This is a genomic window from Roseovarius sp. M141 (assembly GCF_024355225.1).
In the GTDB taxonomy this organism is placed as follows: domain Bacteria; phylum Pseudomonadota; class Alphaproteobacteria; order Rhodobacterales; family Rhodobacteraceae; genus Roseovarius.
In genome coordinates, this window is sequence record NZ_VCNH01000008.1 from 603,299 (window position 1) to 622,793 (window position 19,495).

18 protein-coding genes are annotated in these 19,495 nt (G+C 62.4%); 7 read left to right on the forward strand and 11 right to left on the reverse strand.

Going from position 1 to position 19,495, the window contains the following annotated elements:
* Nucleotides 1-15: 15 nt before the first annotated feature.
* The 7 genes from FGD77_RS07070 to FGD77_RS07100 all read right to left on the reverse strand — a co-directional run bounded on the left by FGD77_RS07070 (nt 16) and on the right by FGD77_RS07100 (nt 6,227).
* Complete coding sequence (locus FGD77_RS07070; protein WP_255007863.1) at nt 16-681, reverse strand: glutathione S-transferase family protein; 666 nt, start codon at nt 679-681, stop codon at nt 16-18.
* Nucleotides 682-738: 57 nt separating this feature from the next.
* Nucleotides 739-1,458, reverse strand: coding sequence for a monofunctional biosynthetic peptidoglycan transglycosylase (mtgA, locus tag FGD77_RS07075; protein WP_255007866.1), 720 nt, complete (start codon nt 1,456-1,458; stop codon nt 739-741).
* A 57-nt stretch (nt 1,459-1,515) separates the two neighbouring features.
* Nucleotides 1,516-2,565, reverse strand: a complete 1,050-nt coding sequence (locus FGD77_RS07080; RefSeq protein WP_255007868.1) for a saccharopine dehydrogenase — start codon at nt 2,563-2,565, stop codon at nt 1,516-1,518.
* A gap of 11 nt (nt 2,566-2,576) precedes the next feature.
* Nucleotides 2,577-3,194: a glutathione S-transferase family protein gene (locus FGD77_RS07085; RefSeq protein WP_255007871.1), complete on the reverse strand. Its 618-nt coding sequence runs from the start codon at nt 3,192-3,194 to the stop codon at nt 2,577-2,579.
* A gap of 16 nt (nt 3,195-3,210) precedes the next feature.
* Nucleotides 3,211-3,861: a histidine phosphatase family protein gene (locus FGD77_RS07090; protein WP_255007873.1), complete on the reverse strand. Its 651-nt coding sequence runs from the start codon at nt 3,859-3,861 to the stop codon at nt 3,211-3,213.
* Between the two features lie 141 nt (nt 3,862-4,002).
* Nucleotides 4,003-5,295, reverse strand: coding sequence for a nicotinate phosphoribosyltransferase (pncB, locus tag FGD77_RS07095; protein WP_255007875.1), 1,293 nt, complete (start codon nt 5,293-5,295; stop codon nt 4,003-4,005).
* 77 nt (nt 5,296-5,372) lie between these two features.
* Complete coding sequence (locus FGD77_RS07100) at nt 5,373-6,227, reverse strand: SDR family oxidoreductase (RefSeq protein ID WP_255007877.1); 855 nt, start codon at nt 6,225-6,227, stop codon at nt 5,373-5,375.
* Nucleotides 6,228-6,338: 111 nt separating this feature from the next.
* Between FGD77_RS07100 and FGD77_RS07105 the strand changes: the two genes are divergently transcribed.
* From FGD77_RS07105 to FGD77_RS07115, 3 genes are all read left to right on the forward strand, one after another.
* Nucleotides 6,339-7,817: an AMP nucleosidase gene (locus FGD77_RS07105; protein ID WP_255007879.1), complete on the forward strand. Its 1,479-nt coding sequence runs from the start codon at nt 6,339-6,341 to the stop codon at nt 7,815-7,817.
* A gap of 121 nt (nt 7,818-7,938) precedes the next feature.
* Nucleotides 7,939-8,226 (forward strand): HU family DNA-binding protein, encoded by a 288-nt coding sequence (locus FGD77_RS07110; RefSeq protein WP_255007882.1) that lies wholly within the window; start codon nt 7,939-7,941, stop codon nt 8,224-8,226.
* Between the two features lie 103 nt (nt 8,227-8,329).
* On the forward strand, nt 8,330-9,202 hold the full coding sequence (locus FGD77_RS07115) for a DMT family transporter (RefSeq protein WP_255007885.1): 873 nt from the start codon (nt 8,330-8,332) through the stop codon (nt 9,200-9,202).
* Between the two features lie 62 nt (nt 9,203-9,264).
* Here FGD77_RS07115 and FGD77_RS07120 read toward each other — a convergent pair whose 3' ends face one another.
* Complete coding sequence (locus tag FGD77_RS07120) at nt 9,265-11,520, reverse strand: NADP-dependent malic enzyme (RefSeq protein WP_255007888.1); 2,256 nt, start codon at nt 11,518-11,520, stop codon at nt 9,265-9,267.
* 158 nt (nt 11,521-11,678) lie between these two features.
* Between FGD77_RS07120 and mutS the strand changes: the two genes are divergently transcribed.
* Nucleotides 11,679-14,303, forward strand: a complete 2,625-nt coding sequence (mutS, locus tag FGD77_RS07125; RefSeq protein WP_255014128.1) for a DNA mismatch repair protein MutS — start codon at nt 11,679-11,681, stop codon at nt 14,301-14,303.
* Between the two features lie 60 nt (nt 14,304-14,363).
* On the opposite strand, the gene FGD77_RS07130 is transcribed toward mutS, so the two are convergent.
* Nucleotides 14,364-14,924, reverse strand: coding sequence for a nucleotide exchange factor GrpE (locus tag FGD77_RS07130; RefSeq protein WP_255007890.1), 561 nt, complete (start codon nt 14,922-14,924; stop codon nt 14,364-14,366).
* A gap of 11 nt (nt 14,925-14,935) precedes the next feature.
* Nucleotides 14,936-16,000 (reverse strand): heat-inducible transcriptional repressor HrcA, encoded by a 1,065-nt coding sequence (hrcA, locus tag FGD77_RS07135; protein WP_255007892.1) that lies wholly within the window; start codon nt 15,998-16,000, stop codon nt 14,936-14,938.
* Between the two features lie 116 nt (nt 16,001-16,116).
* Here hrcA and rph point away from each other — a divergent pair, with 116 nt between their 5' ends.
* Genes rph through hemW form a run of 3 tightly spaced genes read left to right on the forward strand, consistent with a single transcriptional unit; the run spans nt 16,117 to nt 18,584 of the window.
* Nucleotides 16,117-16,833, forward strand: coding sequence for a ribonuclease PH (gene rph / locus FGD77_RS07140; protein ID WP_255007894.1), 717 nt, complete (start codon nt 16,117-16,119; stop codon nt 16,831-16,833).
* Complete coding sequence (locus FGD77_RS07145; RefSeq protein ID WP_255007897.1) at nt 16,826-17,434, forward strand: non-canonical purine NTP pyrophosphatase; 609 nt, start codon at nt 16,826-16,828, stop codon at nt 17,432-17,434. Before rph ends, FGD77_RS07145 begins: the two co-directional genes overlap by 8 nt.
* Complete coding sequence (gene hemW / locus FGD77_RS07150; RefSeq protein ID WP_255014130.1) at nt 17,430-18,584, forward strand: radical SAM family heme chaperone HemW; 1,155 nt, start codon at nt 17,430-17,432, stop codon at nt 18,582-18,584. The genes FGD77_RS07145 and hemW overlap by 5 nt, the downstream gene beginning before the upstream one ends.
* 3 nt (nt 18,585-18,587) lie before the next feature.
* On the opposite strand, the gene FGD77_RS07155 is transcribed toward hemW, so the two are convergent.
* On the reverse strand, nt 18,588-19,490 hold the full coding sequence (locus FGD77_RS07155) for a ParB/RepB/Spo0J family partition protein (RefSeq protein WP_255007899.1): 903 nt from the start codon (nt 19,488-19,490) through the stop codon (nt 18,588-18,590).
* Nucleotides 19,491-19,495: the final 5 nt, after the last annotated feature.

Here is a 19,495-nt window from a genome sequence, read left to right on the forward strand (position 1 = left end):
CAATCGACATGAGCATCAAAAATCGAGGTCTGAATAATGCTTGGGTGGCGGGAAGCCGGAAACCTGATCGGCCAGAATACTGCGGAACGCCGGGCGCGATTTGATCTTGGCGTACCAATCCTTGACCACATCGCTGCGGTTCCAGTCGACATCCGAGATATAATCAAGCGAACTGAGATGCGCGGCGGCGGCAAAATCAGCGAGCGTCATGACGTCGCCAGCCAGCCAGCGACGGTGTTCCAGCAACCATGCCATATAATCGAGGTGATACTTGATCGCCTTCGCACCCGATTTGACATTGCCGCTATCGGGGAATCCAGCGCCCATTATCTTCTTGTTGACGCGTTCATAGAGCAGCTTGGACGTCACCTCGTGATGAAACTTGTCGTCGAACCACGCAACCAGACGACGCACCTCATACCGGCCCTCGGCGCTGCGCGGCATCAGCGGCGGCTCGGGGTGCTTTTCCTCGATATATTCGCAGATCGCAGCGCTTTCCGGCATGGTCCGGCCGTCAATGCGCAGAATCGGCACCTTGTGGGCCGGATTGCGGCGTTGAAAATCGGGATGGGCCTCCCAATAGCGTTCTTCGATCAGCTCGCATTCTATCTTCTTCTCAGCCAGGCTGAGTCGCACCTTGCGGCAGAAGGGTGACAGGGGAACGTGATAGAGCTTGGCCATGGCGCGGCAGACCTTTGTTGGGGTGATGTCCTTCAATGCCCGTTCGGCCTGTGGTTTTCAATCCTCGAAACACGCGGCGCGCCCGTCGCGGCGGATCGTGGCCGCACCGTCCATGATCGACGCGGTCCGCTTACGCAGCCAGGCCGACGGTTTGCTGGCCGAGCGGTCCTTGGGGTCGGGCAGGACAGCGGCGAGCCGGGCCGCCTGAAGCGGCGACAGACCCGCCGGCGCGACGCCGAAATAGTGACGCGCAGCCGCATCGACGCCAAACACACCCTCGTCGAATTCAGCGACATTCAGGTAGATCTCGACGATGCGGCGCTTGGTCCATATCATCTCGGAAACCGGGGTCATCACCGCCTCCAGCGCCTTGCGCAGCCATGACCGACCTTGCCACAGGTAGACGTTCTTGACCGTCTGCTGGCTGATCGTGGACGCGCCGCGCCCTGCGCCCTTTTCCAGAACCTGCCGGATCGCCTTCATGTCAAAGCCCCAGTGCTCGCAGAAATTGGCATCCTCGGCAGCCACGGCCGAGCGGGCCATGACGGGGGCAATCTGGTCCATCGGGGTCCACTGATAGCGAATGGCACCCAGTCGGCGGACCTCCTGCTTCATGTAGTAGGTCGGACCGGGCGGCACGAACCGATGCGCCAGCGATGCCAGCGCGATACACGTCGCCGCGGTTACGACGGCCCACAGCGCCCAGCGCCGCGCAATTGGAATGAGGCGGCTGACTGGATTGGAACGGCGGGACTGTTTGGCGGTCTTGCGGGGCATGGCGAACCAGTGAAAATGAATATTTATAGAACGATGAAAGCGTCAGAGGCGGCCTGCTCAGATTTCGGACATCGCGGCGTCGAAGGTCTTGCGCGCCCGTCCCCAAACGCCGGTGTTCAGCTGGTCCAGTTGCAAAAGGGATGGCAGCAGCTGCGCGGCAAAGTCATGGGAGGATTCGACCGGCAGCAGCGATGGCAGATTGTCGATCGCCATGACGTCCATCGCTGGCGCGTCATGCACACGGGTCACCGGCGCGGCCCAAGTGGTGGCGGCATCGTAGAGCGGCACCGGGTTGTAATCGCTGTCGGGATCGCAGGCGACGTCGCCGATCACCGTCAGGGCGCGGTCGGCGGCAAGCGCCGCGCGCGGCACGAATACCGGCGTTCCGGGGCGCGCGAAGATACAGTTCAGGAACATGTCATGCGCGAGGATTTCGGGGAAAGGTCCGCCACTTGCCGTCTGCTCGATATCCCACAGTGTCGGGGTCAGGCCCATGTCGGTGCACAGATCCGCGGCGCCCGCTCCGACACGGCCAAGCGCGCCGATGATGATGGCCGTGGGCGCGCGCAGGCCTTCCAGATCGCGGGCCAGATCGGACAGCAGCGCATCCTTGCCGCCATATGTACCCACGGCCGGGCAGAGAGCGCCGCCCTGCTGCGCTGTCCACGCCTTGAGCGTGACGGCCGCCCCGGCATATCCCGCCCAATAGCCAAAGGCGGCGACGCGGCGCCCATCCTCGTCCAGCAGATATTCCAGATCGTATAGAGCGCCGCCACCGGCAGCAAACCGGCGCAGCAGCGCCTTGCCTGAGTGCTGGCCCTTGAACGCGTGGCCGAACATGATGTGCCGGTGCGGTAGCGGCGTGCCATCGTCTAGCAGTTCCTTGAGCCCGAGAATGATAGCATCCGTCGGGGCATGGGGCCAGGTATGCATCGGCGCGATGGTGCAACCGGCGTCGCGATAATCCTGGATGGGAATGGCGCGCTGATCGCTTTGCTCGACCGTGACCTGCATGCCAGCGGCCATCAGAGCGGCGGCGCCGGACGGTGTCAGGGGCGTCCGTTCCTCGTTCAGGCGCTGTTCAGCGCGAACCCAAATATGTGTCATGACACCCCCCATCAGCGCAGCATACCGGCGGCGCGCACGGCCTGAACCGACGGCCGGGCCTCCATCGCGTCGCGGAAGGCGGCGATGCGCGGATAGGCCACGACGTCAATCCCGTCCCCCTCAAGCCATGAGCAGACCACGAACAGATAAGCGTCCGCCACGGTGATCCGATCGCCCGTCACGAACGGCCCGGCAAGGCAGTGCTGTTCTATGTAGATACAGGATTCGGCCATCGTTTCGGGCACCTTGGCGCGCATGTCCTCTTGGGCGGTGGCAGTATCGGCCCAGCGCGATCCGCGCAGCCGGTGGGCGTGGTTCACGTGCATTGTACTGGCGAGATAATACATCACGCCGCGCAGCTGTGCGGCCTGAAACGGCCCCTCGGGCATCAGGCGCGCATCCGGGGCAATGGCGGCAATGTAGTCCAGGATCGCGCCTGTTTCGGTCAGGATGCCGTCATCTGTTTCCAGTGCGGGCACGCGCCCTTTGGGGTTTATCTGGCGATAGGCGGGCTGCGTCTGGGCCTTGAACTTGAAATCGACGGGGATGGCGTCAAACTTCAGCCCCCCCTCGTGCAGGGCGATGGCGACTGCGATGGATATGGTGCCGGGCGCGTAGTGCAGTTTCATTGGGACCTCCTGCCGATCAGATGAATGTCCGGGCATGTGCCCGGTCCGCCGCGTCAAGGTGCGGCGTGGCGTTGAATGTGTCCAGCATCAATGCGCCGTGAACATAGCGCAGCCGATGGACCGAGCTGTTCTGGATGCGCAGCATCATGTTGGCCATCGCGCGCGTTTCCAGCCCCAGAACATGCTGCATGACCATGCCGATCACGCCGCCCGACGTCACCATCAGGGTCCGGCCATGGGCATCGCATGCCTCGCCCATCAGCGCGACGATCCGCGCGCGAAAACTGCCGAAGGTTTCGGGCACGTCCACCAGCCGGTCCTCGGCCCAGTGGGTGATGACATCAGGCAGATAGCGCGCGAATTCCTGCGCGGTATCGGGGGCCGGGATGCCGTGCTGCGCCTGCATCGCGTGGGCGAGGTTGAAATATGTCAGCTCGTTCAGGCGCACATCCTGCTGCGTGCTCGGGTATCCCATTGCGCTGGCGGTCTGGCGCTGGCGGGTCAGGGTGCCGGTGATGACGCGGTCGAAATGCGGCTCTGTATCGGTCAGCCACGTGCCCAGCCATGCCGCTTGCCGGTGGCCCAGATCGGACAGCCGGTCATAGCTGGCCTCGTCCGTGGCGCCGCTGTTCGCCTGTCCGTGTCGCACCAGAATGATTTCGGTCACGCGCGTGCCCCCTCATGTCGCCAGAGGGGCACAGTAGCGGCGCGGGGCCACAGGTGAAAGGCGCGAAGGCGCACAAAGAGACCGGCGCACGATGCCACTGACGCGGGCGCCGCTGGAAAACCGGACACCATTGGCGAAGGATCACACCAGAACGTCAAATTCCTGTTGCGCGCCCACCTCGAACACCCGTTTATACCGGGCGATTTCATCGGCTGGGCCCATCGCCTTTTTCGGGTTGTCCGACAATTTGACGGTGGGCCTGTCATTGGCACTGACCGGTTTGCAAACCATCGAAAACGGCGCCAGTGCGTCCCCCGGCACGAGGCCGCGAAAATCGTTCGTCAGATGCGTTCCCCAGCCAAAGGACACCCGGACGCGACCGGAAAACTGCGTCTGAAGCTCGATGATCTTTGCCTCGTCCAGACCGTCGGAAAAGATGATCAGTTTTTTCGACGGGTCTTCACCACGCGCCTTCCACCATGCGATGGCCATTTCGGCCCCCGCCGCCGGGTCGCCTGAATCGACCCGGATGCCGGTCCAGCGCGTCAGCCATTCTGGAGCGTTTTTCAGGAACCCCTCGGTGCCATAGGTATCGGGCAGGATGATGCGCAGATTGCCTTCGTGCTCTTCATGCCAGTCGCTCAGCACATCATAGGGCGCGCGGGCCAGCTCCGCGTCCGTCTGCGCAAGGGCGGCGTACACCATCGGCAGTTCATGCGCGTTGGTGCCGATCGCCTCGAGGTCGCGGTTCTTGGCGATCAGGCAGTTCGACGTGCCGACGAATTTTTCGCCCAGCCCCTCGTGCATGGCGCGCACGCACCAATCCTGCCACAGGAAGCTGTGCCGCCGCCGAGTCCCGAAATCGGCGATACGCAGATCCGGCACCTGGCGCAGCGTTTCCACCTTTTCCCACAGCTTGGTCATGGCGCGGGCATAGAGAACCTGAAGCTCGAACTTCTCCATCCTGTTCAGGACCGCGCGGCTGCGCAGTTCCATCAGCACGGCCAATGCGGGAATTTCCCACAGCATCACCTCGGGCCAGCTGCCTTGAAACGTCAGCTCGTACTGATCGCCGACGCGCTCAAGGTGGTAGGGCGGCAGGCGCAGCTTGTCGAACCAGTCCATGAAGGCCGGGTTGAACATCTGCCGCTTGCCGTAAAACATATTGCCGCGCATCCACGTGCTTTCGCCGCGCGACAGCGACAGGGACCGGATGTGATCCAATTGCTCGCGCAGTTCGCCCTCGTCCACCAGATCGGCCAGCGGAATATGCTTGGCCCGGTTGATCAGGCTGAACGTCACCTGCGTATCTGGGCGGTTGCGAAAGACAGACTGACACATCAACAACTTGTAAAAATCCGTGTCGATCAAAGAGCGCACGATCGGGTCGATCTTCCACTTGTGATTATGCACGCGGGCGGCAATGTCGACCATGTCAGGCTCCGGATTTGTTCCGAAATGTTAAATCAGGGCCGGACGAAGATTGAAAGCCTTGACGAGCGCACAACCGCCTAGCTGGTTTCAGCCATGGCGCGCAGCCCATCGCGATAACTGGGATAGCGCAAGGTCACGCCTAGGTCGCGCTTGATCCTGTCATTGGCCACACGCTTGGATTCCGCGTAGAAGCTGCGCGCCATCGGTGTCATCTGGGCCTCGTCGAACGGGATCGCCTCGGGCAGCGGCAGACCCAGCAGTTCGGCGGCAAATCCGATCACATCCTGCGGCGGCGCCGGATCATCATCACAGACATTGTAAACAGCGCCCGGATCGGGCTGCCGGATCGATGCGACCAGCACCTGCGCGATATCCTGAACATGCGTGCGGCTGAACACCTGACCCGGCTTGATGATGCGCCGCGCGGTGCCTGCGCGCACCTTGGCAAAGGGGCCGCGACCGGGGCCATAGATACCGGCAAGGCGAAAGATATGCAGGGGCAAACCGGGGATCGCCTGCCATGCCGCCTCGGCCTGCTTGCGCAGATGGCCGCGGCGGGTGCTGGGGCGCAGCGGCGTTGTCTCGTCCACCCAGCCGCCCTGATGATCACCGTAAACACCGGTGGTCGACAGGTAGCCGCACCATTTCAGGCGCGGCGCAATGCGTGCGATGTCCGCGCCCAGCGCGGCCAGCACCGGATCACCGCCCTCACTCGGACCGGCAGAAATCAGCAGATGCGTCGCCGCCTCCAGAGCCGGGCGCATGTCGGCGCCGGGCCAGATCAGCGGCTCTGCGCCCTCTTCCCTCAGCGTCTGCGCCTTGCCTGCGTTGCGCGTCGTGCCGATCACACGCCAGCCGCCTTCGGCGTGCAGCAACGCCGACAGCGCGCGGGCCGAGTAACCGTGGCCAAATGAAAGAAGCGTCCGTGTCATACTCCTGATATGTGGCAGGTCTATCGCCTTGGCAAGGGGGCGTTGCCCGCACCGCTTGAACCCCGGTGGCCCCCGTGCAACCGTGATGCTTGAACCTGAATAGGACAGATGATGACCGGCAATGACGATACGGCCCTGACGCCAGAAATACCGCGCACGCGCGAATTTACCGACGCGGCGGCGGCCGTCGATCACCTGTGCACGCTTTACGATATGTCGGTTGATTTCCTGCGCCAGAAATTCGCCGCAGCCATTGCAGGGCCAGTCCCTACGCAGCGCATACGGGCGTTTTATCCCGAAATCCGGCTGACCACGTCCAGCTTCGTGCAGATCGACAGCCGACTTGCCTTCGGGCATGTGGCCGGGCCGGGCACCCACGCCACCACCGTGACGCGGCCCAGCCTGTTTCGCAATTATCTGATCGATCAGATCGGCCTGCTGGTCGAGAACCATGGCGTGCCGGTCCAGATCAGTGCCTCGGACACGCCGATACCCATCCATTTTGCCGTGGCCGAGGATGCACACATGACCGTCCCGCACGAAGGTGCGGTTGGCTTTATCCTGCGCGATGTTTTTGACGTACCCGATCTGGACACCACGAACGATGATATCATCAACGGTCTGTACAAACGCACGCCGGGCACTGTGGCGCCATTGGCGCCGTTCACGGCGCAGCGGGTCGACTATTCGCTGTCCCGGCTGGCGCATTACACGGCCACCTCTCCTGAGCATTTCCAGAACCATGTTCTGTTTACCAATTACCAGTTCTACGTGACCGAGTTCGAGGTATATGCCCGCCGCGCGCTGGCCGATCCCGGCAGCGGCTACACCAGCTTTGTCGGGACCTTCGACGCCGAAATCACGGCAGCGGATCAGCCGATGGACACACCGCTGAGACTACCGCAGATGCCCACCTATCACCTGAAGAAGCCCGATGGGTCCGGCATCACCCTGGTCAATATCGGCGTCGGCCCCTCCAACGCCAAGACGGCGACCGATCATATCGCCGTGCTGCGCTCGCACGCGTGGATCATGGTCGGGCACTGCGCCGGGCTGCGCAATTCGCAACGGCTGGGCGATTACGTGCTGGCCCATGCCTATCTGCGCGAGGATGGCGTGCTGGACGCAGACCTGCCCACATGGGTGCCAATCCCGGCGCTGGCCGAAATCCAGATCGCGCTGGAGCAATCGGTCGAGGAAATCGCACAGATGGACGGGTTCGAGATGAAGCGCATCATGCGCACCGGCACCGTCGCCAGCGTCGACAACCGCAACTGGGAGTTGCGCGATCAATCCGGCCCGGTGCACCGCCTCAGTCAAAGCCGCGCGATCGCGCTGGATATGGAAAGCGCAACAATTGCCGCCAACGGGTTTCGGTTCCGCGTGCCTTACGGCACCTTGCTCTGCGTGTCCGACAAACCCCTGCACGGCGAGCTGAAGCTGCCCGGCATGGCCTCGGCGTTCTACAACGATCAGGTCGCGCGCCATCTGATGATCGGCATTCGCGCCATGGAAACACTGTCGCAAATGCCGCTGGACCGGATCCACAGCAGAAAGCTGCGCGCCTTCGATGAAACCGCTTTCCTGTGACAGGCGTATTTTTGCGCAAAAAACACCCGGTAAGTTCGCGGTTTGCGTTGTATTGCCTTTCAAAATAGCGTTACACCTTGGGCCGAGGCCCATACGCGGGCAGTAGAAGGAGACCACTCTGATGGCAAAACCGATGACCAAGACCCAGCTCGTCGCCGCTCTGGCAGAAGAAATGGGCAGCGATAAGAAATCAGCCGGAACGGCGCTCGATGCGATCATCGACGTCATCACGCGCGAAGTGTCCGGCGGCGGCGCCGTCACCCTTCCCGGCGTCGGCAAGATCTACTGCCGCGAGCGTCCCGAGCGTATGGTACGCAATCCCGCCACAGGCGAGCAGATCAAGAAGGACGCCGACAAGGTGGTCAAGATGACCATCGCCAAGGCGCTCAAGGACAGCGTTAACGGCTGATCTTGCATCTGGAACGAGTTTCCGAAAGGGTCGCCCTAACAGGCGGCCCTTTCGCATTTTGCACATGGCCCACAGGAACGGGGCCCACAGAAACGGGACGGTCATGGACATACGCAGCATAATAATGGGCGTCACCTTCTCGCTCATGTGGTCCAGCGCATTTACATCCGCACGCATCATCGTGGCCTCGGCGCCGCCGGTCAGCGCGCTGGCGATACGTTTTCTCATCTCGGGTCTGCTGGGGGTTCTGATTGCGCGGGCATTGGGCCAGACATGGCGGCTGACAGCGCCGCAATGGCGGGCCTGCATCATTCTGGGGATCTGCCAGAACGCGCTATATCTCGGGCTCTATTTCGTCGCGATGCAGACGATCGAGGCATCGCTTGCCGTCATTATCGCCTCGACAATGCCACTTCTGGTTGCACTGGCCTCGTGGGTCTTCTTTGGCGAACGGCTGTCGCCACTGGCCGCAGCAGGACTGCTGGCAGGAATCGCCGGGGTGGCACTGATCATGGGCAGCCGCTTTTCGGGCGGTATCGATCCGTTCGGCCTGACCTTGTGCATCATTGGCGTCATCGCGCTGACCATCGCCACCCTCAGCGTGCGGGGCGCAACGTCGGGCGGTAACTTCATGATGATCGTCGGCCTTCAGATGCTGATCGGCGGCGGCGTGCTCAGCGTCGTGGCGGTCGGCACCGAAACACTGGTGATCGACTGGAGCTGGACGCTCGTCGCCGCTTTCGTATGGACCACCTTCATCCCCGGCCTTGCCGCCACGCTCCTTTGGTTCCGACTGGTCCAGAGGATCAGCGCGACACGCGCGGCCACGTTCCACTTTCTGAATCCCTTTCTCGGCGTCGCCACCGCCGCCATCATCCTGGGCGAGAAACTGCACCCGACCGACCTGATCGGCGTCGCGGTCATAATGGCGGGCATCCTGACAGTGCAACTGTCACGTCGCCCGAAGGCGGCGTAGCGCCCCCCCGGGGCTTTTCTTGGTGATAATACCCAATCGTACTACCGGCACCGGGCGCCCGGTTATCCGACCTTGCACGCCGCCAGCACAGCCATGTTGACGATGTCGGTCGCTGTCGATGACGACGAACAGATCTGCACCGACTTATCCAGCCCCGACAGGATCGGGCCGATCACGGTGGCGCCCGCCATTTCCTGCATCAACTTGACCGAGATCGAGGCCGAGTGCCGCGCCGGTACGATCAGAATGTTCGCCGGACCGGTCAGGCGCTGGAACGGATAGGCCTCCTGCGCGACCGGATTCAGCGCAACATCTACGGTCATCTCGCCTTCGAACTCGAAATCGACGCCGCGTGCCTCCAGAACAGTCGGCGCGCGGTGCATTTTTTCGGCGCGCTCGGATTTTGGGTAGCCAAAGGTGGAAAAGCTGACAAAAGCCACACGCGGCTCCAGCCCCAGATTGCGGGCAACCGTCGCGGCGCGTTCGGCGATATCGGCCAGATCATTCTCGTCCGGCCATTCCTGCACCAATGTGTCAGCGATCAGCACGATGCGTCCCTTGTACATCAGGGCGGTGACACCCGCGACGCCGTGTTCGGCATCCGCATCGAAGACGTGGTTAATCAGATCCAGGATGTAGGTCGATTTGCGCGTCGCCCCGGTGATCAGGCCGTCACCATGCCCATGCGCCAGCATCAGCGATGCGAACACATGCCGGTCGCGGCTGGCCAGCCGGTTGATATCGTGGCGATCAAACCCTTTGCGCTTCAGGCGATCATACAGAAAGTTGCGGTATGTCTCCAGATGTTCGGTGTTGGCGGCGTTCACGATTTCCAATTCGTCCACCGCATCGGCCATGCCCGCCCCCGCCAGATTGGACTTGACCTCATCCGCGCGGCCCACGACCAGCGCCTTGCCCATGCCTGCGCGCTGATACTGCACGGCAGCGCGCAACACGCGCAGATCGTCGCCCTCGGCAAAGATCATCCGTGCCTGCGCCTGGCGCGCCCGCGCGTTGATCGAGCGCATGATGCTGGCCGTCGGGTCCATTCGCGCCTTGAGCGAGGCCTCGTAGGAGTCCATATCGACGATAGGCCGCCGCGCGGCGCCAGTGTCCATGCACGCCTTGGCCACCGCGGGCGGAATCATGTAAATCAGGCGCGGATCGAACGGCGCGGGGATGATGTAGTCGCGCCCAAAGGCCAGCTTGCGGCCATAGGCCATGTTCACCTCGTCCGGCACGTCCTGGCGGGCCAGCGCGGCCAATGCCTGCGCGCAGGCGATCTTCATCTCGTCGTTGATGGCGCGGGCATGGACGTCCAGCGCGCCGCGAAACAGGTAGGGAAAGCCAAGCACGTTGTTCACCTGATTGGGGTAATCGCTGCGCCCGGTGGCAACGATGGCATCCTCGCGCACGGCATGCGCCTCCTCCGGGGTGATTTCCGGGTCGGGGTTGGCCATGGCAAAGATCACCGGATCGGGCGCCATGCTGGCGACCATGTCCTGTGTCACCGCTCCCTTGGCCGACACGCCCAGAAACACGTCGGCGCCCTCCATCGCGTCCGCCAGCGAGCGTCGGTCCGTTTCGACCGCATGCGCGGATTTCCACTGGTTCATCCCGTCCGAGCGGCCCTGATAGATCACCCCCTTGGTGTCGCACATCATGGTATTCTCGTGCCGCGCGCCCATTGTTTTCAACAGCTCAAGGCAGGCAATCCCCGCCGCCCCGGCCCCGTTCAGCACGATGCGGACATCCTCGATCTTCTTGCCAGATAGATGCAGCGCGTTGATCAGACCTGCCGCGCAGATCACCGCCGTGCCGTGCTGGTCGTCGTGAAAGACGGGGATGTCCATCTCTTCCTTCAGGCGCTGCTCGATGATAAAGCATTCCGGCGCCTTGATATCCTCGAGGTTGATGCCGCCGAATGTCGGCCCCATCAGGCGCACCGCGTTGCAGAATTCGTCCGCGTCTTCTGTATCCAGCTCGATATCGATGGAATTCACGTCGGCAAAGCGTTTGAACAGCACCGCCTTGCCTTCCATCACCGGCTTGGACGCCAGCGCGCCCAGATTGCCCAGCCCCAAAACGGCAGTGCCGTTGGAAATCACGGCGACCAGATTGCCCTTGTTCGTATAGTCATAAGCCGCTTCCGGGGTATCCTGAATGGCAAGGCATGGAACGGCCACCCCCGGCGAATAGGCCAGGCTCAGATCGCGCTGCGTCGTCATCGGGACGGTCGCGGTAATCTCGAACTTCCCCGGTGTCGGCTCTAGGTGAAAGGCCAGCGCCTCTTCTGGGGTGAACTTTGGGTTTGCCATGTGCGCGTGCGTCCTGAAAATGGGTTTGATCCTTGCATAACCGTCTAATGCGTCCGCCTCAACAGGTCAGACATTCGGGGCTTTCGCAGCGCGGCGTTGGTTTGTAGGTTCGCGCCGATAATAGGGAGCATGCAGTGACCACCGACACAGTCACGCCGATGATGGCGCAGTATCTGGACATCAAGGCCGAGCATCAGGACGCCCTGCTGTTCTATCGCATGGGCGATTTCTACGAGCTTTTCTTTGACGATGCCGCCCTCGCCGCCGAGGCGCTGGATATCGCGCTGACAAAACGCGGCAAACATGCGGGCAAGGATATCGCCATGTGCGGTGTGCCCTTCCACGCGGCCGAGGGGTATCTGCTGACGCTGATCCGCAAGGGGTTTCGCGTCGCGGTCTGCGAGCAGCTGGAAAACCCGGCCGAGGCAAAGAAACGCGGCGGAAAATCCGTGGTCAAACGCGGCGTCGTTCGGCTGGTCACACCCGGCACCCTGACCGAGGAATCGCTGCTGGAGGCGCGCCGTCACAATTACCTGGCCGCCATCGCGGAGGTGCGCGGCGCGCATGCGCTGGCCTGGAGCGATATTTCGACCGGCGCCCTGCATGTGATGTCGCTGGAGGCGGCGCGCATCGGCCCGGAACTGGCCCGCCTCAGCCCGAGCGAAGTGTTGATTGCTGACGGATCAGAGACTGATTTGGCCGGTTTAGTGACTGAATCGGGCGCTGCAGTCACACCCTTGGGCCGCTCGGCGTTCGACAGCACCGGCGCGGCAGCGCGGCTATGTGCGCTGTTTGGCGTCACTTCTCTGGATGCGTTCGGCCCGTTCGAACGGGCCGAAATCGCCGCCTTGGGCGCCGTGGTTGAATATCTGGAGATCACGCAGAAGGGCAAGCTGCCCCTGCTCCAGCCGCCGCAGCGCGAAAACCTGGCCGGTGTCATGCAGATCGATTCCGCCACAAGGCGCAATCTGGAACTGACGCACGCGCTGTCGGGCGGCCGGGCGGGCACCTTGCTGTCAGTCATGGACCGCACGGTTACCGCGGGCGGCGCGCGTCTGCTTGAACGCCGCTTGTCCGCGCCGTCACGGCGGCTGGACGTCATTCAGGTCCGGCTGGATAGGGTATCCTTTGCCGTGGAGCGGTCTGGCTTTAGACAATCTCTGCGCGATCATCTGCGCAAGGTGCCCGACCTTGACCGCGCGCTGTCGCGTCTGGGGCTGGATCGCGGCGGGCCGCGTGATCTGGCCGCCGTGCGCAACGCGCTGGAGGGCGCAGAAGCCATCGCCATCTTGATGCGCCGTGACGATATACAGCCTGAACTTGCGCAGCTGGCCGATGATCTGACCGGCCATGATACGCTGGCCGATCTGCTGGATCAGGCGCTGATCGCCGAGCCGCCGCATCTGGCGCGCGACGGCGGGTTTATTGCTGCGGGATATGATTCCGACCTGGATGAGGCCCGCCAGCTGCGCGACGAAGGGCGCGGCGTCATCGCGAAAATGCAGGCGGAATACGCGCAGCAGACCGGAATTTCGTCGCTAAAGATAAAACATAACAATGTCTTAGGATATTTTGTCGATGTCACGGCGACCCATGCGGAAAAAATGCTGTCTGCGCCGCTGAGCGAGACGTTTAAACATCGGCAGACCACGGCAAATCAGGTGCGGTTTACCACCGTTGCGCTATCCGAAATGGAAACGCGTATCCTGAACGCCGGCGGTCGCGCACTTGAGATCGAAAAACGGCTGTTTGATACGCTGAGAACTGCCATTCTGGCCGATGCTGCAAAGCTGACTCAGGCGGCCCGCGCGCTGGCCGAGCTCGATCTGAGCGCCGCGCTGGCCGATCTGGCCGTCGAATGTGGCTGGTGCCGCCCCGACGTCGATGACAGCCGGGCGCTGAAAATCGTGCAGGGCCGCCACCCGGTCGTGGAACACGCCCTGCGCACGCAAGGCAGCGGGCCGTTCGTGGCCAATGATTGCACACTGGGCGCGGCCAGCGACATCTGGCTGCTGACCGGCCCGAACATGGCGGGTAAATCCACGTTCCTGCGGCAGAATGCGCTGATCGTCCTTTTGGCGCAAACCGGCAGCTTCGTGCCTGCCAAATCAGCCCATGTCGGCATGATCAGCCAGTTGTTCAGCCGCGTCGGGGCCTCGGATGATCTGGCGCGGGGCCGGTCGACCTTTATGGTCGAGATGGTCGAAACCGCCGCGATCCTCAATCAGGCTGACGACAAGGCGCTGGTGATCCTGGATGAGATCGGGCGCGGCACGGCAACCTATGACGGGCTGTCCATCGCCTGGGCCACGCTGGAACATCTGCACGAGGTCAATAGCTGCCGCGCCCTGTTTGCCACCCACTACCATGAACTGACCAACCTGACGGAGAAACTCGCCCGCGTCGATAACGCCACCGTCACCGTCAAGGAACACGAGGGCGACGTCATTTTCCTGCACGAGGTCCGGCGCGGCGCCGCCGACCGGTCCTATGGTGTGCAGGTGGCGAAACTGGCCGGGTTGCCGCACACGGTGATCGAGCGCGCACGCGTCGTCCTGGACGCCCTGGAGCGGGGCGAACGCGAAGGCGGCAGCGCGCGGCAGGCCCTGATCGACGATTTGCCACTGTTCTCCAGCCGCCCGGTGCCGCCGCCTGTCAAAACCGCGCCGTCAAAGGTCGAAGCCGCCGTAAGAGGCATCTTGCCCGATGATCTGAGTCCGCGCGACGCGCTTCAGATCATTTACGATCTAAAAGCGATGCTGGATCAGGCTGGATCGAACTAACGCAAAGACGCCCCGAACGGCCATTCGGGGCGTCTTTGTTTCACGGTTTCAGTGCAGCGTTCAGCCCTGCATCGACGACACGCCCACCTGCGCCGGGCGCAGTATGCGGTCGTGCAGCATGAATCCCTCGGCCGAGACCTGGATGATGTCGCCGGCCTTGGTCCCCGGCAACGGCGCCTCGAACATCGCCTCGTGATGCTGCGGATCAAACCGGTCCCCGACCTGCGGCGACACGATGCGCACGCCGTGCCGGGCGAAGATCGCGATCAGCTCGCGCATCGTTAGCTCGATCCCTTCGATCAGGGCCGCGGACGCTTCGCGCTGATCCTCGCCAATCGAATCGACGGCGCGTTTCATGTTGTCATAGACCGGCAGCAGATCGCGGGCCAGTTTGGACCCACCGTAATTTTCAGCCTCGCGGCGATCCCTGTCCGCACGCTTGCGCACGTTTTCAGCGTCCGCCAACGCGCGCAGGAACTTGTCGTGAAACTTGTCCCGCTCGGCCCGGAGCGAATCCAGCTCGATCGCCTCGTCGGAGATTTCGGCTCCGGCGTCGTCATACGCTTCGGCCTCGGCCTCTGCGATGTCATCCAGAAAATCGTTCTCGTTGCGCTCTGCCATGTCATAGTCCTTCAACTTCTGTCGGCGATCAGCTTGCCCACCAGCTGCGCCGTATAATTCACGATCGGAACGATCCGCCCATAATTCAGCCGTGTGGGTCCAATGACCCCCACGGCACCGACGATCTTCCGGTCAGCGTTCATATATGGAGAGACAACCAAAGAGGAACCCGAAAGTGAGAAAAGTTTGTTCTCAGACCCGATAAAGATGCGCACACCCTCGCCCTCGTCCGCCAGTTCCAGAAAATTGGCAATGTCGCGCTTGCGCTCCAGATCATCGAACAGCGTTCGTATCCGCTCCAGCTCGCCCTCATCTCCACCTGCGTTCAACAGATGGGACCGGCCCCGCACGATCAGGCGCTCCGGCCCCTCACCCTCTCCGGCCCAGACGGCAAGGCCGCTTTCGACCATCGCATGGGCCAGTTGATCGATTTCCTGACGGCGGTCCTGAATGTGGCGGGCGATGACGGTCTGCACCTCGCTCAGCGTCTTGCCCTCGACCAGCGCATTCAGGAAATTCGCAGCCTCGCGCATGGAACTGGGGGTTTGTCCGGGCGGGGGCGCGAAAATCCGGTTTTCCACATGCCCATCGGCAAAGACCAGAACCACCAGCGCGCGGTCATGGCCCAGCCCGACAAATTCGATATGCTTGATCGGCGCCTCGTGTTTCGGCGCCAGAACCAGCGACGCGCCCTGCGTGACACCCGACAGCGTCTGGCCGATCCGGTCCAGCACGCCCGCGACGTCCTGTGCATTGGACGACATGGAGCTGTCCATCAGCTCGCGGTCGGCGGTTTGCAGATCGCCAACCTCCAACAGACCGTCGACAAACATACGCAGCCCGCTTTGCGTGGGGATACGGCCGGCACTGACATGCGGGCTGTCCAGCAGGCCCATGTATTCGAGGTCCTGCATGACATTGCGCACGGTCGCGGCGCTGATCTTCTCGCTCATGTCGCGGGTCAGGTTGCGCGATCCGACGGGCGATCCGGTCGACAGATACCCCTCTACCACCCGGCGAAACACCTCGCGGGAGCGGTCGTTCATCTCTTCCAGCAGTTTTCTGCCGTCGCTCATCTCGGGTTCCTTGCGTTGCACGGCAGTTAAGGCCGCCTTTCGCCCCACGTCAATCGGGGTTGCCATACCAGCCCGCGCCCCTGTATTGGCGCGGTAAACAGCCAAGAGGTATCACCATGCGCCCGTCCGGACGAGAACTAAGCGAAATGCGTGCCGTTTCAATCGAAACCGGCGTGACAAAACATGCCGAAGGATCCTGCATGATCCGCATCGGCGACACCCATGTATTGTGCACCGCCACGATTGAGGACCGCGTACCGCCCTTCATCAAGGGGTCTGGGCTGGGCTGGGTCACCGCAGAATACGGCATGTTGCCCCGGTCGACAACATCGCGCATGCGCCGCGAGGCAACCGCCGGCAAGCAAGGCGGCCGCACCGTCGAAATCCAGCGCCTGATCGGGCGCAGCCTGCGCGCGGGCGTTGACCGCGTGGCACTGGGCGAACGCCAGATCACCGTCGATTGCGATGTCATTCAGGCCGACGGCGGCACCCGCTGCGCTGCCATCACCGGCGGCTGGGTCGCGCTGAAGCTGGCCGTGCAGAAGCTGATCAAGACCGGCGCCGTCGTGTCCGACCCGCTGGTTGATCCGGTCGCGGCGGTGTCCTGCGGGCTCTATGCCGGGCAGGCCGTGCTGGATCTGGATTACCCCGAAGATAGCGAGGCAGGCGTCGACGGAAATTTCATCATGACCCAGTCAGGCAAATTGATCGAAGTGCAGATGTCCGCCGAAGGCGCCACATTCAACCGCGATCAGATGAACCAGTTGATGGACCTTGCTGAAATAGGCGTGGCGCAACTGGCCGCAGCCCAACTGGCAGCGGTCAATGCGTAAATTCACCGGCGATACGCTGCTGGTGGCAACGCATAACGCAGGCAAGCTGGCGGAGATCGCCAGTTTGCTACAGCCCTACGGCATCAAGGTGATCGGCGCCGCCGAGCGCGATCTGGCCGAACCGGACGAGACTGAAACCAGCTTTGCCGGGAACGCGCGGATCAAGGCGCATGCCGCCGCCGCGGCGAGCGGCCTGCCCTCCCTATCGGATGACTCTGGGATCGAAATCGACGCGCTTGGCGGCGCCCCCGGTGTCTATACAGCAGATTGGGCCGAAACGCCCGAGGGTCGTGACTTTGCCATGGCAATGACCAAGGCACATGACAAGCTGCGCGCCAACGGCGCGGCCCAGCCATGGTCCGCGCGGTTCTGCTGCACCTTGGTGCTGGCCTGGCCCGACGGTCATAACGAGGTGTTTCCCGGCACCGTCGAAGGGCGGTTCATCTGGCCAATGCGCGGAGAAAATGGCCACGGTTATGACCCGATATTCCAGCCCACCGGCTACGACATCACGTTTGCGGAAATGGACCCGGATCTGAAAAACCGCATCAGCCATCGCGCCGATGCCTTTGCCAGACTGGTGAAGGGCTGCTTTGATTGAAGATTGGCGATATGGGGGTTTTGGCCTCTATCTGCACTGGCCATTCTGTGCGGCCAAATGCCCCTATTGCGACTTCAACAGCCACGTATCGAACGTCATTGACCACGACGCCTGGCGCACCGCCTACCTGCGCCAGATTGACCGCTATGCCGCATTGACTACGGGCCGGGTCCTGAATTCGGTGTTCTTCGGCGGCGGCACGCCCAGCCTAATGCCCGCCGAGACGGTTCAGGCGATCCTGGATCGCATACGCCATCATTGGACGCTGGCGAACGATCTGGAAATAACGCTAGAGGCGAACCCCGGCTCGGTCGAGGCAACGCGTTTCGCCGGTTATGCCGCTGCGGGCGTAAACCGCATTTCCATGGGCATTCAGGCGCTGAATGACACGGATCTCAGGCGTTTGGGGCGCATCCATTCCGTTGCCGAAGCGCGCGCGGCCTTCGACATTGCCCGGTCCCATTTTGATCGGGTCAGCTTTGACTTGATCTATGCCCGGCAGGATCAGACGCTGGCCGATTGGCGCGCCGAACTGTCCGAGGCGCTGTCGATGGCGGTCGACCACCTATCCCTTTACCAGTTGACGATCGAGCCGGGCACAGCCTTTGGCGCGCGCCAGGACGCGGGTGGGTTGCGCGGATTGCCAACCGACGATCTGGCCGTCGATATGTATGAAGTCACCCGGGACCTGTGCGGCGCGGCGGGCATGCCCGCCTATGAGGTGTCAAATCATGCCGCACCAGGCGCTGAATCGCGGCACAATCTGATCTACTGGCGGCAGGGCGACTACATCGGGATCGGGCCAGGCGCGCATGGCAGGCTTACATTGGATGGCACACGTTGGGCGACCGAGGCCTTCTCCAATCCTGCCAGATGGCTGGGTAGCAGCCATGATGCGAAATCGGAAAAACCCTGGGCCGCTGTCCCCCATCGGGACCGGGCTGGCGAATACCTGATGATGGGCCTGCGCCTGTCCACCGGGATAGACGTCCTGCGTTACGAAAATCTGGCCAAGGCCCCGCTTGACCCGTCTGTGATAGCCCGGCTGACAGATCTTGGCATGGTCCAATTCGACGGCACGACGCTTGCCGCGACCGCGCAAGGGCGGATGCTATTGAATTCCGTCATTACCGAGCTGTTGCCGGACTGAGCATTACCTGCCGGTCGACATGATGCGGCAAAGCTCGTCGAGCTCGTCCAGCGTCTTGTAACTGATCGTAATGACACCGCTTTCGGCCCCATCTTTATGATCAATGGACACTTTCATCCCTAGGTTAGCTGCCAGATCATCTTCCAATGCTTTGGTGTCAGCGGACTTGGTTGACGGGCGATACGCGGGCTTGCTGGTCAAGCCATCATTTGGCCTCGCAGCGTCTGCGGCCTTGCGGACCAGCTTTTCGGTATCCCGCACCGAAAGGTCGCCCGCGATGACCTTCTTGGCCAACGCAAGCGGATCAGCGGATGTGATCAGCGTCCGGGCGTGGCCCGCCGACAGCTTGCCCTCCGTCACATAGACTTGCACCGCCTCCGGCAACTGCATCAAGCGCATTGTGTTGGCAATGTGGCTCCGGCTTTTACCCAGGGCTTCGGCCAGTTTTTCCTGCGTATGGCCGAACTTATTCATCAACTGAACATATCCGGCGGCCTCCTCGACAGGATTGAGGTCTGCGCGCTGAATATTCTCGATGATCGCGATTTCAAGGACTTCGGTGTCGTCAAAGTCCCGGATCACAACCGGGATCTGGTGCAGATTCGCCTTTTGCGCAGCGCGCCAGCGACGTTCACCGGCAACAATCTCGTAGCCCTCGCCTTTGCGACGCACAATCAGGGGTTGAATTATTCCCTTTTCCTTGATTGATGCGGCAAGATCATTCAGCAGATCAGGATCAAAACGTCGACGTGGCTGATCGGGATTCGCCACGACACGTTCGATCGGAACCATCATATCCGGTTGGCGCGGCGCAGATTCGCCCCCAGTGGTGCGATCATTCACATCCGCCATCAACGCGGACAGACCACGCCCCAGTCCGCGCTGCCGTTGAACCTTGTCCACCATGTTAC

Coding starts and splice junctions, on each gene's coding strand:
- FGD77_RS07070 (WP_255007863.1), bottom strand. CDS start 681: ATGGCCAAGCTCTATCACGTTCCCCTGTCACCCTTCTGCCGCAAGGTG.
- mtgA (WP_255007866.1), bottom strand. CDS start 1,458: ATGCCCCGCAAGACCGCCAAACAGTCCCGCCGTTCCAATCCAGTCAGC.
- FGD77_RS07080 (WP_255007868.1), bottom strand. CDS start 2,565: ATGACACATATTTGGGTTCGCGCTGAACAGCGCCTGAACGAGGAACGG.
- FGD77_RS07085 (WP_255007871.1), bottom strand. CDS start 3,194: ATGAAACTGCACTACGCGCCCGGCACCATATCCATCGCAGTCGCCATC.
- pncB (WP_255007875.1), bottom strand. CDS start 5,295: ATGGTCGACATTGCCGCCCGCGTGCATAATCACAAGTGGAAGATCGAC.
- FGD77_RS07100 (WP_255007877.1), bottom strand. CDS start 6,227: ATGACACGGACGCTTCTTTCATTTGGCCACGGTTACTCGGCCCGCGCG.
- FGD77_RS07105 (WP_255007879.1), top strand. CDS start 6,339: ATGACCGGCAATGACGATACGGCCCTGACGCCAGAAATACCGCGCACG.
- FGD77_RS07110 (WP_255007882.1), top strand. CDS start 7,939: ATGGCAAAACCGATGACCAAGACCCAGCTCGTCGCCGCTCTGGCAGAA.
- FGD77_RS07115 (WP_255007885.1), top strand. CDS start 8,330: ATGGACATACGCAGCATAATAATGGGCGTCACCTTCTCGCTCATGTGG.
- FGD77_RS07120 (WP_255007888.1), bottom strand. CDS start 11,520: ATGGCAAACCCAAAGTTCACCCCAGAAGAGGCGCTGGCCTTTCACCTA.
- mutS (WP_255014128.1), top strand. CDS start 11,679: ATGATGGCGCAGTATCTGGACATCAAGGCCGAGCATCAGGACGCCCTG.
- FGD77_RS07130 (WP_255007890.1), bottom strand. CDS start 14,924: ATGGCAGAGCGCAACGAGAACGATTTTCTGGATGACATCGCAGAGGCC.
- hrcA (WP_255007892.1), bottom strand. CDS start 16,000: ATGAGCGACGGCAGAAAACTGCTGGAAGAGATGAACGACCGCTCCCGC.
- rph (WP_255007894.1), top strand. CDS start 16,117: ATGCGCCCGTCCGGACGAGAACTAAGCGAAATGCGTGCCGTTTCAATC.
- FGD77_RS07145 (WP_255007897.1), top strand. CDS start 16,826: ATGCGTAAATTCACCGGCGATACGCTGCTGGTGGCAACGCATAACGCA.
- FGD77_RS07155 (WP_255007899.1), bottom strand. CDS start 19,490: ATGGTGGACAAGGTTCAACGGCAGCGCGGACTGGGGCGTGGTCTGTCC.